This is a genomic window from Pseudomonas sp. Z1-14, assembly GCF_051132005.1.
Taxonomy (GTDB): domain Bacteria; phylum Pseudomonadota; class Gammaproteobacteria; order Pseudomonadales; family Pseudomonadaceae; genus Aquipseudomonas.
In genome coordinates, this window is sequence record NZ_CP071646.1 from 1,078,768 (window position 1) to 1,091,191 (window position 12,424).

Sequence of the window (12,424 nt, forward strand, 5' to 3'; positions counted from 1 at the left end):
CAACCCTGTGGCGAGGGAGCTTGCTCCCGCTCGGCTGCGCAGCAGTCGTAAAACCTGCTAACCGGTTTTTCCAGGTGCATCGTGGTGAAGGGGCGGGGGCTGCTGCGCAGCCCAGCGGGAGCAAGCTCCCTCGCCACGATGATAAGCAAGCCTTTAGAGCCCATTGCTCCCTACCAGGATGTCGTGTTGCTTGGGCTGTTTACTTACGCGCCACGATCACCGCCCGCATCGGCGCCGGCAGTCCTTCGATGGTTTTACTGTGGTCCGCAGGATCGAGGAAATCACCCAGTGACTGGTACTTCATCCACTCGGTGCTGCGCTGTTCCTCCACGGTCGTCAGGCTGACGTCCACGCAGCGCACGTCGCTGAACCCGGCGCGGCGCAACCAGCGCTCAAGCGCCGGGACCGATGGCAGGAACCAGACGTTGCGCATCTGCGCGTAGCGGTCCTCGGGCACCAGCACCTGGTGTTCGTCGCCTTCGATCACCAGGGTTTCGAGCACCAGCTCACCGCCTTTTACCAGGCAGTCCTTCAAGGCCAACAGATGCTCGATCGGCGAGCGGCGGTGGTAAAAGACGCCCATGGAGAACACCGTGTCAAAACCTTCCAGCTCCGGCGGCAGGGCTTCGAATGGGAACGGCAGGTGCCAGGCGTTGGGCTGTGACAGGTAGCGCTGCACCGCCTGGAACTGGCAGAAGAACAGCCAGTTCGGGTCGACGCCAATCACCGTGTCCGCGCCGGCACCGAGCATCCGCCACATGTAGTAGCCGTTGCCGCAGCCGACATCGAGGATGCGCTTGCCCTTGAGGTCCAGATGCGGGGCGACGCGTGACCATTTCCAGTCCGAGCGCCATTCGGTGTCCACGTGCACGCCAAACAGATCGAACGGGCCCTTGCGCCACGGAGAAAGACCCATCAGCGCGGTACGCATCTGGGCGCGGGTTTCGTCAGAGCAATCTGCGTCCAGCGTCAGCTCGTTCAGCAGATCCACGGTGGTGGGCTGCAAGGCCGGCAGCGCATCGAGGGCGCTTTGCCAACGCTCCAGGTCGCCGTGGCCCTTTTCCATCTTGATATCGAGCTGCGTTTGCAGTGTCGCGGCCCAGTCGGCCAGGGGCGTGCCGGCCAGATGGCGGGCGAGGGGGGACAGATCAATCATGGCAAGGCAATCAACGAGGCGAAGTTAAGACACTGGAACCACGGCACGACTTTCGAAAAGCCGGCCGCCAGCAGGCGCTCGCGGTGTTCTTCGAGGCTGTCGGGCTTCATGACGTTTTCGATGGCGCTGCGTTTCTGGGCAATTTCCAGTTCGCTGTAGCCGTTGGCGCGCTTGAACGCCACGTGCAGGTCGGTCAGCAGGGCATGTTCCTCGGCATCGTTGAAGCGCAGTTTTTCCGAGAGGATCAAGGCGCCGCCGGGCAGCAAGGACTGACGGATGCGGGTCAGCAACGCGGTGCGTTGTTCGGGTGCGATGAATTGCAGGGTGAAGTTCAACGCCACCACCGAGGCCGGCTGGAACGCCAGCGCAAGGATGTCGCCTTCGATCACCTCCACCGGCAACAGCTCCTGGAACATCGAGTCCTGGCCGTTGAGGTATTCGCGGCAGCGCTCGACCATGGCCGCCGAGTTATCCACCGCGATCACCCGGCAACCGTCGGTGCGCACATGACGGCGCAGCGCCTGGGTCACCGCGCCCAGGGACGAACCGAGGTCATACAGCACGCTATTGGGCTGGGCGAACTGCGCGGCGAGCACGCCGAGGTTCTCGACGATGGTCGGGTAGCCTGGCACCGAGCGCTTGATCATGTCCGGGAACACTCGAACCACGTCTTCATTGAAGGCGAAGTCGGGCACCTGGGCCAAGGGCTGGGCGAATAGGCGATCGGGTTCTTTGCTCACGACGGTTCCGGCGGCAGGGATAGTGAAAAGGCCGGCATTTTAACCAAAAAACCTGTGGGAGCGAGCTTGCTCGCTCGCACATTTAATCTCTGTTAGTGATGTTTTTGGAGGAGAAAGGTGGCCGCCCCCATCAGCACGAGTATCAGCCAACCCACGTTCAATTCACCGAAATGGCGCAGTCGAAGGTTTCCACGGGGGGGACTTCAGGCGCCCAGGGTTGTTGATACGTCAGGCGCAAGCGCCCGGTGCCGGCGTTGAATGCCTGGAAGCGCCAGGTTGATACCCCGGCGGCGCCGACGATACCGGCGTCTTCCGGGTTGCGATAGACCTCCGGGCCCAATGCCTTCAACACGCCGCCGGCTGAATCCTGAACCGTCCATCGGTAGCCGGTGCTGGGGTTGGTCGGCAGGCTCAGGATCAGGTTCTGACCGTTATTGAGCTGCACCGGGCATTGGCTAAGCTTCTCCACCGTCACGTTGTGTTTCGGTTGCATGGCACAGGCACTCAACAAGGCGAGGCTGACAGGTACGAGCAGGCGGGTGAGAGACATAAGGGCTCCGGCGTTCACGACGAACGGCGAGCATAACCGAAGATGCTACCGGGTGTGTCAGATGAGGGTGTGTTGCTTGTGAGGACCCCATCGCGAGCAAGCTCGCTCCCACAGGGTTCGGTGTGGATCACAAACGCTGTGAACGACACTTATCCAATGTGGGAGCGAGCCTGCTCGCGAAGGCGCCAGCACAGGCACTACAGGACCGTCAGAACAACACCTTCGCCACATCCGCAAACCGCTTGGCAAAGTGCACCGTGACACCTTCCTTGAGGTAGTCCGGCAGTTCCTCGAAATTGCCCCGGTTGGCGTCCGGCAGGATCAACTCATTGATCTTCTGCCGACGCGCCGCGATGACTTTTTCGCGCACGCCGCCAATCGGCAGGACATGCCCGGTAAGGGTCAGTTCACCGGTCATGGCCACGCCTTTTTTCGGCGGCTGGTTACGCGCCAGGGACAGCAGGGCGCTGGCCATGGTCACGCCGGCACTCGGGCCGTCCTTGGGCGTGGCGCCTTCCGGTACATGCAGGTGAACAAAAGCCTCATCGAAAAACTTCGGATCACCGCCGAATTGCTTCAGGTGCGAACTGACGTAGCTGTGGGCAATTTCAGCCGATTCCTTCATGACTTCGCCCAGTTGCCCGGTGAGCTTGAAGCCGCGATTGAGCGTGTGGATACGCGTTGCCTCGATCGGCAGGGTCGCGCCGCCCATGCTGGTCCAGGCCAGTCCGGTGATCACACCCACGCCGGACAGCACCTGCTCATTGCGAAATACCGGTTTGCCCAGGGACGCCTCGAGATCCTTCGGCCCGAGTTTGATCACGGCTTTCGGCTCGTCGATCAGCTTCATCACCGCCTTGCGCACCAGTTTGCCCAGCTGTTTTTCCAACTGACGGACGCCGGCCTCCCGGGCATAACCGTCGATCAGTGCCTTGAGGGCACTGTCGGTGATGCTCAGGCTGCCCTTGGAAACGCCGGCCTTGGCGAGTTGCTTGGGCCATAAGTGGCGCTTGGCGATGGCGACTTTTTCTTCAGTGATATAGCCCGACAGGCGAATCACTTCCATCCGGTCCAGCAGCGGGCCGGGAATCGAGTCCAAGGTGTTGGCGGTGCACACAAAGAGCACTTTCGACAGGTCCAGGCGCATGTCCAGGTAGTGGTCGAGGAATTCGACGTTCTGTTCCGGGTCGAGGGTTTCCAGCAGTGCGGAAGCCGGGTCGCCCTGGTAGCTCTGGCCCATCTTGTCGATTTCGTCGAGCATGATCACCGGGTTCATCACTTCGACGTCCTTGAGCGCCTGCACCAGCTTGCCCGGCTGGGCGCCGATGTAGGTGCGCCGGTGGCCCTTGATTTCGGCCTCGTCGCGCATGCCGCCGACACTGAAACGATAGAACGGCCGCCCGAGGGATTCGGCGATGGACTTGCCGACGCTGGTCTTGCCCACACCCGGAGGGCCAACCAGCAAAACGATCGAACCGCTGATCTCGCCTTTGTAAGCGCCCACCGCGAGGAATTCCAGGATGCGGTCCTTGATGTCGTCCAGGCCGGCGTGGTGCTGGTCGAGAATCTTGCGGGCGTGCTTGAGGTCAAGCTTGTCCTGGCCATACACGCCCCACGGCACCGATGTTGCCCAATCGAGGTAATTACGCGTAACGGCGTATTCCGGCGAGCCGGTTTCCAGGATCGAGAGCTTGTTCATTTCCTCTTCGATGCGTTTCTGTGCCTGGGCCGGCAGCACCTTGCCCTCCAGGCGCTGTTCGAATTGTTCCAGGTCGGCGCTGCGGTCGTCCTTGGTCAAGCCCAGCTCCTGCTGGATGACCTTGAGTTGCTCCTTGAGAAAGAACTGGCGCTGATGTTCGCCGATCTTGCTGTTGACCTCGGCGGAAATCTCTTTCTGCAGCCGCGCCACTTCGACTTCCTTGCGCAGCATCGGCAGGACTTTTTCCATGCGCTTGAGCATCGGCACGCAATCGAGCACTTCCTGCAATTCGCTGCCGGTGGCGGAGGTGAGCGCGGCGGCAAAGTCGGTCAACGGCGAAGGATCGTTGGGGCTGAAGCGGTTGAGGTAGTTCTTCAGCTCTTCGCTGTACAGCGGGTTGAGCGGCAGCAGTTCCTTGATCGCATTGATCAGCGCCATGCCGTAGGCCTTGACCTCGTCGGTCGGCTCGCTTGGCTGATGCGGGTATTCGACTTCCACCAGGTACGGCGGGCGATGGTGCTTGAGCCAGGTGCGAATGCGCACGCGGGTCAGGCCCTGGGCAACGAACTGCAATTTGCCGGCCTCACGGCTGGCGTGGTGGACCTTCACCAGTGTGCCGTACAGCGGCAGTTTCGAGGTGTCGAAGTGGCGCGGGTCTTCCTGGGGCGTGTCCATGAAGAACAACGCCAGGGAATGGTGATCGGACTTGGCCACCAGCTCCAGGGTCTCGGCCCACGGTTCTTCGTTGACGATGACCGGCAGTACCTGGGCCGGGAAGAACGGGCGATTGTGGATCGGGATGATGTAGACCTTGTCCGGCAGGCTCTGGCCGGGCAGGGCCAGGCCCGTACCGGAAACGGTGTGTTCGATCTGTTCGGAGTCAGCGTATTCGTGAGTGGCTTCAGTAGAGTGCTGGTCGCTCATGGGGCACCTGCGCAATGGGGTATGGGTCTTAGATGGGGCAGGTGGGGGGTGGTTTCAATGGTGCGATTGTTAACAGGTATTTATGTGTGGCATTTAGGGGGGGGCGACAGGTTGCAGGCCGACCGGTTCAGCTGGCTGCCTAAGAATATGCCTTCTCGGGTAAGCCTCGGAATTGGCGATCCGATTTACGTCTGCTTCTAGCGAGCGCGGTCTTGGAGTCGTAATAAGTACCCTATTTTTTCGCGATATTAGATTTATCGTTAAGCCTCCTTGATTCCACGCACTTCATTGGCCGATGGGATGACGGATGAACGGGGCGTTGCGGTTGAAGAATGTGATCTAGGCTCTACCTTTACTCCGGTTAGGATGGCGTCGTCGGAAGTTCCACTGCCTCCAGCCAGGCCGATTATTCTTCTTTTGACGGTCCCCGCTAGCTCTGAACTTCTAACAGCTTTGACAAGCTTTTGCGTCGTTTTGATAGTGCTGCCCAAGCCCAATAGAACCGTCCCAGTATTGGATGCATAGACTCCGGCCGGATAGCCTGCGGCTTGCGCAAGTTCTCCCATACCCAAGAGTGTAAAACCAGCCCTGTTGGTGTTTTGGGCAAGGGTTTGAAGGCCAGCTGAGCGTGGACGTAAAAACGTTGCATACAACTTCCATGTACGCTTCGCTACGGTCTTATAAATCCTGAAGGCGTTGATCAATGCCCCAGCAAACTGCCCCGTTGGATCCCTAAAATTAACCGGATCTCCATGGCAGTAGGCATATGAGTTGAATCCCCCCTTACCAAACGGACTCAAACTGTCGGGGCTGTTGAACCGCATCATTACTGGACTGAACGCTCGATGCCCGTTGCCCAACAAGTAATGTCCCGTCACCGAATCCGAGCGCTCGCCATTGAAACCCAGCACACTCATTAGTCCATTGCTAAAGGGCCGATGACCGTAAGGCAGATAAGCAATTCCATGAGGCTGAGCCCTCAAAGCAAATAATACTGAACGTTGCTGATCAGTCGCCAATAGAGCCGTCTCGAGACCTTGACATTGTTGTGCCAGGAGCTGGTCACCTTGCTGAAATATCGAGTGCTCCACTTGGTTTTGAATTTCTGTAGTCAACCGGTTTTTGCAGTAGAAGCGCTGAAGTGTGATCTGTTTCTGGGAGGCAGTACTGACCAAACGGTCCAGTGGATCGTAGTAGTAATGGCAAAGCTCAGTATTTTTACGGAGAGCCATGAGGTGCATACCGAGGCTGCGATTTAGGGCGTTAGGTTCGAATTTTATGCGGAAGGTGTCAACTAACAGAGCTGCTAGGTAGAGGTCGTTTGAGCGAGGCTGAGGGGCGGCAGTGTTGGTGTCTGTAAGATGAATAACCGAGTCGCGGTCCCCACTGGCAGGCTTGCTTCCACAATGAATCTTCGTCATAGATAAATCTGTGTCTGCCGACGATTTAAATAGGATAGCGAGCCTGCTCGCGATGCGATTATCAGGCGACCCGATTCAAGTCGTTATGGCGAGTTTCCTTCAAGCACAACACGGCGATGACGCTGAGCAGCGCGGCCGCTGAAACATAGCCCCCGACATAACTCAAGCCGCCCATCGCCACCAGTTTCTGGGCGAAGAATGGCGCGGCCGAGGCACCGACGATGCCCCCCAGGTTGTAGGCCGCCGAGGCGCCGGTATAGCGCACATGAGTCGGAAACAGCTCCGGAAGCAACGCGCCCATGGGGGCGAAAGTCACGCCCATCAGGAACAGTTCGATGCACAGGAACAATGCCACGCCGGCGGTGGAACCGTGGGTCAGCAACGGTTCCATGAGGAAACCCGAGGCAATCGCCAGGACGCCGCCGATAACCAGTACCGGCTTGCGCCCGTAGCGATCGCTGGCCCAGGCCGACAGGGGCGTGGCGGCGGCCATGAACAGCACGGCAAAGCACAGCAGGCCGAGGAAGGTCTCGCGGCTGTAGCCGAGGGTGGACACGCCATAGCTCAGGGAAAACACCGTCGAGATATAAAACAGGGCGTAACACACCACCATCGCGGCCGCGCCGAGCAATGTCGGCGCCCAGTACTGGCTGAACAGCTCGACCAGCGGGATCTTCACCCGTTCCTGACGGGCCACCGCGTTGGCGAAGACCGGCGTTTCATGGAGCTTGAGACGCACATAAAGGCCAACGATGACCAGGGCGGCGCTCAGCAGGAACGGAATTCGCCAGCCCCAGGAGCGGAACTGCTCGTCGTCGAGGGTCATGGCCAGGGTCAGGAACAATCCGTTGGCCGCCAGGAAGCCGATGGAGGGGCCCAGTTGGGGGAACATGCCAAACCAGGCGCGCTTGCCTTTCGGGGCGTTCTCGGTGGCGAGCAACGCCGCGCCGCCCCATTCACCGCCCAGCCCCAGGCCCTGGCCGAAACGCAGCAGGCACAGGAGAATCGGCGCCCACGCGCCAATGCTGGCGTAGCCGGGCAGCACGCCGATGAGGGTCGTGCACACGCCCATCAACAGCAGCGAGGCCACCAGGGTGGACTTGCGCCCGATCCGGTCGCCGAAATGGCCGAACAGCGCCGAGCCCAGCGGGCGGGCGAGGAAGGCGATACCGAAGGTCAGGAACGACGACAGCATCTGTGCCGTGCCCGAGGTCTGCGGAAAGAATACCGGCCCGATCACCAGGGCGGCGGCGGTGGCGTAGACGTAGAAGTCGTAGAACTCGATGGCGGTGCCGATGAAACTCGCGGTTGCCACGCGGGTGGCCGAGTTGGTCGGTGGGTTCGCCACGGCGTCATTGCAAGTGGTGGTGGTCATGCGGTTATCCCTGACAGTCATGTGCTCCGTTGGAGCGAATTATTATGGTCGAACACCCAGGGATGTGGGTTGGGGCGCTGTCGCTGTTTCGGGTAGGAACAGTCGCAGGGTTACAGCGGATATTGCCGGTGGGCTGCCCGGAACGGTCTGAGTGCCGGGTAAGCACTGGGTTCGGGCGGGGCTGGGTAAGCGGGTTGAGTATAGGAAGGGGGCTAACGAATCGACAAGAGAGCCTGCGCACAATATTGAAGCGTGTGCTGAGCTTTTGTGGCGAGGGAGCTTGCTCCCGCTGGGCCGCGCAGCGGCCCTGAAACCTGATCACTCGGTGTGTCAGGCAGGTTGGGGTGGATGCTTTGGGGCTGCTGCGCCGCCCAGCGGGAGCAAGCTCCCTCGCCACGGGTACGGCGGTTAGATTACCACCGGCACCGAGCTGTTATGCCACACCAGCACCTGGCTGACGCGGTTGTCGACGGTCTCGATGATCTCCAGCCGGTAGCGGCCGATCTTCAGGCAGACCGGACTTTCGGGGATGGTTTCCAGGGCCTCGGTGACCAGGCCGTTGAGCGTCTTGGGGCCATCGCAAGGCAGGTGCCAGCCGAGGGTCTTGTTCAACTCGCGGATCGACGCCGCGCCCTCGATCATCAGGCGGCCATCGGGCTGGGGATGGACATGGGGATTGTCGAGGCTGTGCTCGCTTTCGAACTCGCCGACGATTTCCTCGAGGATGTCTTCCAGGGTCACGATGCCCAGCACTTCGCCGTATTCATCCACCACCATGCCCAGGCGTCGCTGCTGCTTGTGGAAGTTGAGCAACTGCAGCTGCAGCGGCGTGCTCTCGGGGACGAAGTAAGGCTCGTGGCAGGCGGCCAGCAGCGCTTCCTTGGTCAGGCTCGCGTCCGCCAGCAGGTGACGGATCTGGCGAGTGTTGAGCACCGCTTCGACCTGGTTGATGTCGCTGTGGAACACCGGCAGGCGGGTCCGACGGTTCAGGCGCAGCTGTTCGATGATTTCGCCGATAGGGTCGTCGAGGTTGATCCCGTCCACCTCGCTGCGGGGCACGAGGATGTCGTTGACGGTGATGTTGTCCAGCGCGTGGATGCCGGATACCGGATGGACCCGGCCGCTGTGTTCCTGTTCATGCTCAGCGCGTGGCGGTGCGGGCATCTCATCGTCGCTGTGCTGGACAGCGCCGGTCTTGCGGGCAAACGGGCGCAGCAGCAACTGACTGAAACCGTTGAGCAGCCAGGCGGCCGGATAGACAATTTTCAGCGGCAGGGCAAGCAAGCTGTTGCCCAGGCCCAGCACCGCGTCGGGGTAGCGGGTCGCCAGGGTGCGAGGCAGGTAATCGGCAAAAACCAGCAAGGCCGCGCTGGTGCCGAGCCAGGCCAGCCACGGGCCGTTTTCCAGCCAGGCAAAAATCGCCAGCCAGGTGCCGATTACCACGGCCAGCGCACGACAGAGGGTGTTGCCCAGGATCAGGCTGGCGATAGGGAAGTTCAGCTTCGCCAGTGGCTTGTCGCCAGAGCGCGACGCTTTGCGTTGCGCGAGCAGATACTGTTGGGCCGCTTCGATGGCCGTGAACAGCGCCGACCAGAGGATCAGCACGACCATTACCGCAAACAATGGCCCCAAGGGCAGCCTATCCATCAGTGTCGTCCGTCAGACATGCAGGATGTATTCGCGGACCAGCTTGCTGCCGAAGTAGGCGAGCATCAGCAGGCAGAATCCGGCCAGGGTCCAGCGAATTGCCTTGTGGCCCCGCCAGCCGAGACGATTACGCCCCCACAGCAGCACACTGAACACGATCCACGCCAGGCACGCCAACAATGTCTTGTGCACCAGGTGTTGGGCGAACAGGTTTTCAACGAACAGCCAGCCGGAAATCAGCGACAGCGACAGCAGCGTCCAGCCGGCCCAGAGGAAACCGAACAGCAGGCTTTCCATGGTTTGCAGCGGCGGAAAGTTGCGGATCAGCCCGGACGGGTGCTTGTGCTTGAGCTGATGGTCCTGCACCAGCAACAGCAATGCCTGGAACACCGCGATGGTGAACAGGCCGTAGGCGAGGATCGACAACAGGATATGAGCGAGAATGCCTGGCTCTTCGTCGATGATCTGCACGGTGCCCGACGGCGCGAACTGCGCCAGCAGCACCGTGGCCAGTCCCAGCGGGAACAGCAGCACCAGCAGGTTTTCCACGGGGATGCGCGAGCAGGCCAGCAGCGTCAGGGCAATCACGGCCACGGCAATCAGGCTGGCGGCATTGAAGAAGTCCAGGCCCAGGCCGATCGGCGTCATCAGGTGGGTGACAAGACTGGCCGCGTGGACAAGCACCGCCAGCACGCCGAGCGCGACCAGCAGGCGCTTGTTCGCCTTGGCGCCGGAGGCCAGGCGGGTGCCCTGATAGAAGGTCGCAGCGGCATAAAGACAAGCGGCGGCGAGGGAAGCAAGCAAGCTGGGTGACAAGGGGAGCATAAATCCTGTTAGGCAAGCCCGAAAGGCGCTGAGTTTGGCATAGAACCCCCACCGCACGAAAGACCACCGCAACCGACGGCGAGGTGTACGTCGCACGCTTCTTCGCTATAATCCGCGACCTGCCCACGCCGCAGGCTCGCCGAGCACATATTTCACGGTCTGGGCCGCCATTATCCCGGTCTTATCTGGGCCTGAAAGGATCGCGCATGTTTGAAAACCTAACCGACCGTCTCTCGCAGACGCTGCGCCATGTCACCGGCAAGGCGAAACTGACCGAAGACAACATCAAAGACACCCTGCGCGAAGTGCGCATGGCGTTGCTCGAAGCCGACGTCGCCCTGCCGGTGGTCAAGGACTTCGTCAATTCGGTGAAGGAACGCGCCGTCGGCACCGAAGTGTCGCGCAGCCTGACGCCGGGCCAGGCCTTCGTGAAGATTGTCCAGGCCGAACTCGAAAGCCTGATGGGCGCCGCCAACGAAGACCTGAACCTGAGCGCCGTGCCTCCGGCGGTCGTGCTGATGGCCGGCCTGCAGGGCGCGGGCAAGACCACCACTGCCGGCAAGCTGGCGCGCTTCCTTAAAGAGCGCAAGAAGAAGTCGGTGATGGTGGTGTCCGCGGACATCTATCGCCCGGCGGCGATCAAGCAGCTGGAAACCCTGGCCAACGACATCGGCGTGACGTTCTTTCCGTCCGACCTGAGCCAGAAGCCGGTGGACATCGCCCAGGCTGCTATAAAGGAAGCGAAGCTCAAGTTCATCGACGTGGTTATCGTCGACACCGCCGGTCGCCTGCACATCGATGAAGAGATGATGGGCGAGATCAAGGCACTGCACGCCGCGATCAGCCCGGTGGAAACCCTGTTCGTGGTCGACGCCATGACCGGCCAGGATGCGGCCAACACGGCCAAGGCCTTCGGCGACGCACTGCCGCTGACCGGCGTGATCCTGACCAAGGTCGACGGCGATGCCCGTGGCGGTGCCGCGCTGTCCGTCCGCGCGATTACCGGCAAGCCGATCAAATTCATCGGTATGGGCGAGAAGAGCGAGGCGCTCGAGCCGTTCCACCCCGAGCGTATCGCCTCGCGTATCCTCGGCATGGGCGACGTGCTCAGCCTGATCGAGCAGGCCGAACAGACCCTCGACAAGGACAAGGCCGACAAACTGGCCAAGAAGCTGAAGAAGGGCAAGGGCTTCGACCTCGAAGACTTCCGCGACCAGTTGCAACAGATGAAGAACATGGGCGGCCTCGGCGGCCTCATGGACAAACTGCCGAACATTGGTGGCGTGAACCTGGCGCAAATGGGCAATGCACAGGGCGCGGCCGAGAAGCAGTTCAAGCAGATGGAAGCCATCATCAACTCCATGACCCCGGCCGAGCGTCGCGACCCTGACCTGATCAGCGGTTCGCGCAAACGCCGTATCGCCATGGGTTCCGGCACGCAGGTGCAGGACATCGGTCGCTTGATCAAGCAACACAAGCAGATGCAGAAGATGATGAAGAAGTTCTCCGCCAAGGGCGGGATGGCCAAGATGATGCGCGGCATGGGCGGTATGTTGCCCGGCGGCGGTATGCCGAAAATGTAAAGAATCTGCGCCGGCTGTCATGTCGGCGTTGCCCCGCACGGATGCGGGGATCTCCAGCAAACCCGTGCTATGCGGGAGCTACCTGCCGTTTTTCATGACGGCTCTACGGCAAATCTTGATCGCACGGCGCCATGCGCCGGAAAAAGTCATTTGCAAAAGTCCGGATATTCCTTAGAATATGCGGCCTTTCGGGCACCTATGCCCGCTGTGCATTTAGATTTGCAGCACCGACTACAGGAACGATGTTCACATGCTAACAATCCGTCTTGCCCTTGGCGGCTCCAAAAAGCGCCCGTTTTACCACCTGACCGTAACCGACAGCCGCAATCCGCGTGACGGTTCCCACAAGGAACAGGTTGGTTTCTTCAACCCTGTTGCCCGTGGTCAGGAAATCCGTCTGTCCGTGAACCAAGAGCGCGTAGCCTACTGGCTGAGCGTTGGTGCACAGCCTTCTGAGCGTGTTGCTCAGTTGTTGAAGGAATCGGCTAAGGCTGCGGCCTGAGC

Annotated in this window: 10 protein-coding genes; 2 read left to right on the forward strand and 8 right to left on the reverse strand. The window is 60.8% G+C overall.

The window, feature by feature from the left end:
• Positions 1 to 199: 199 nt before the first annotated feature.
• From cmoB to J3P89_RS05130, 8 genes are all read right to left on the reverse strand, one after another.
• Positions 200 to 1,156, reverse strand: coding sequence for a tRNA 5-methoxyuridine(34)/uridine 5-oxyacetic acid(34) synthase CmoB (cmoB, locus tag J3P89_RS05095; protein WP_434696890.1), 957 nt, complete (start codon positions 1,154 to 1,156; stop codon positions 200 to 202).
• On the reverse strand, positions 1,153 to 1,896 hold the full coding sequence (gene cmoA, locus J3P89_RS05100; RefSeq protein WP_305499021.1) for a carboxy-S-adenosyl-L-methionine synthase CmoA: 744 nt from the start codon (positions 1,894 to 1,896) through the stop codon (positions 1,153 to 1,155). The genes cmoB and cmoA overlap by 4 nt, the downstream gene beginning before the upstream one ends.
• Before the next feature lie 157 nt (positions 1,897 to 2,053).
• Positions 2,054 to 2,446 carry a protease inhibitor I42 family protein gene (locus tag J3P89_RS05105; RefSeq protein ID WP_434572015.1) on the reverse strand — a complete coding sequence of 131 codons (393 nt, stop codon included), beginning with the start codon at positions 2,444 to 2,446 and terminating at the stop codon, positions 2,054 to 2,056.
• A 208-nt stretch (positions 2,447 to 2,654) separates the two neighbouring features.
• Complete coding sequence (gene lon, locus J3P89_RS05110; RefSeq protein WP_434696891.1) at positions 2,655 to 5,069, reverse strand: endopeptidase La; 2,415 nt, start codon at positions 5,067 to 5,069, stop codon at positions 2,655 to 2,657.
• Positions 5,070 to 5,329: 260 nt separating this feature from the next.
• A complete protein-coding gene (locus tag J3P89_RS05115) occupies positions 5,330 to 6,490 on the reverse strand; it encodes an RHS repeat-associated core domain-containing protein (protein ID WP_434696892.1) in 1,161 nt (386 codons plus the stop codon).
• Positions 6,491 to 6,551: 61 nt separating this feature from the next.
• The gene (locus tag J3P89_RS05120; RefSeq protein ID WP_434696893.1) at positions 6,552 to 7,865 is read right to left on the reverse strand and encodes an MFS transporter; all 1,314 of its coding nucleotides are present in this window, start codon (positions 7,863 to 7,865) and stop codon (positions 6,552 to 6,554) included.
• A gap of 408 nt (positions 7,866 to 8,273) precedes the next feature.
• Positions 8,274 to 9,512 (reverse strand): HlyC/CorC family transporter, encoded by a 1,239-nt coding sequence (locus J3P89_RS05125; protein WP_434572020.1) that lies wholly within the window; start codon positions 9,510 to 9,512, stop codon positions 8,274 to 8,276.
• A 12-nt stretch (positions 9,513 to 9,524) separates the two neighbouring features.
• Complete coding sequence (locus J3P89_RS05130; protein ID WP_434696894.1) at positions 9,525 to 10,337, reverse strand: cytochrome C assembly family protein; 813 nt, start codon at positions 10,335 to 10,337, stop codon at positions 9,525 to 9,527.
• Positions 10,338 to 10,543: 206 nt separating this feature from the next.
• Between J3P89_RS05130 and ffh the strand changes: the two genes are divergently transcribed.
• Positions 10,544 to 11,920 (forward strand): signal recognition particle protein, encoded by a 1,377-nt coding sequence (gene ffh, locus J3P89_RS05135; protein WP_434696895.1) that lies wholly within the window; start codon positions 10,544 to 10,546, stop codon positions 11,918 to 11,920.
• A 250-nt stretch (positions 11,921 to 12,170) separates the two neighbouring features.
• Entirely contained in the window at positions 12,171 to 12,422 is a 252-nt protein-coding gene (gene rpsP, locus J3P89_RS05140) for a 30S ribosomal protein S16 (RefSeq protein WP_003185073.1), read from the forward strand.
• Positions 12,423 to 12,424: the final 2 nt, after the last annotated feature.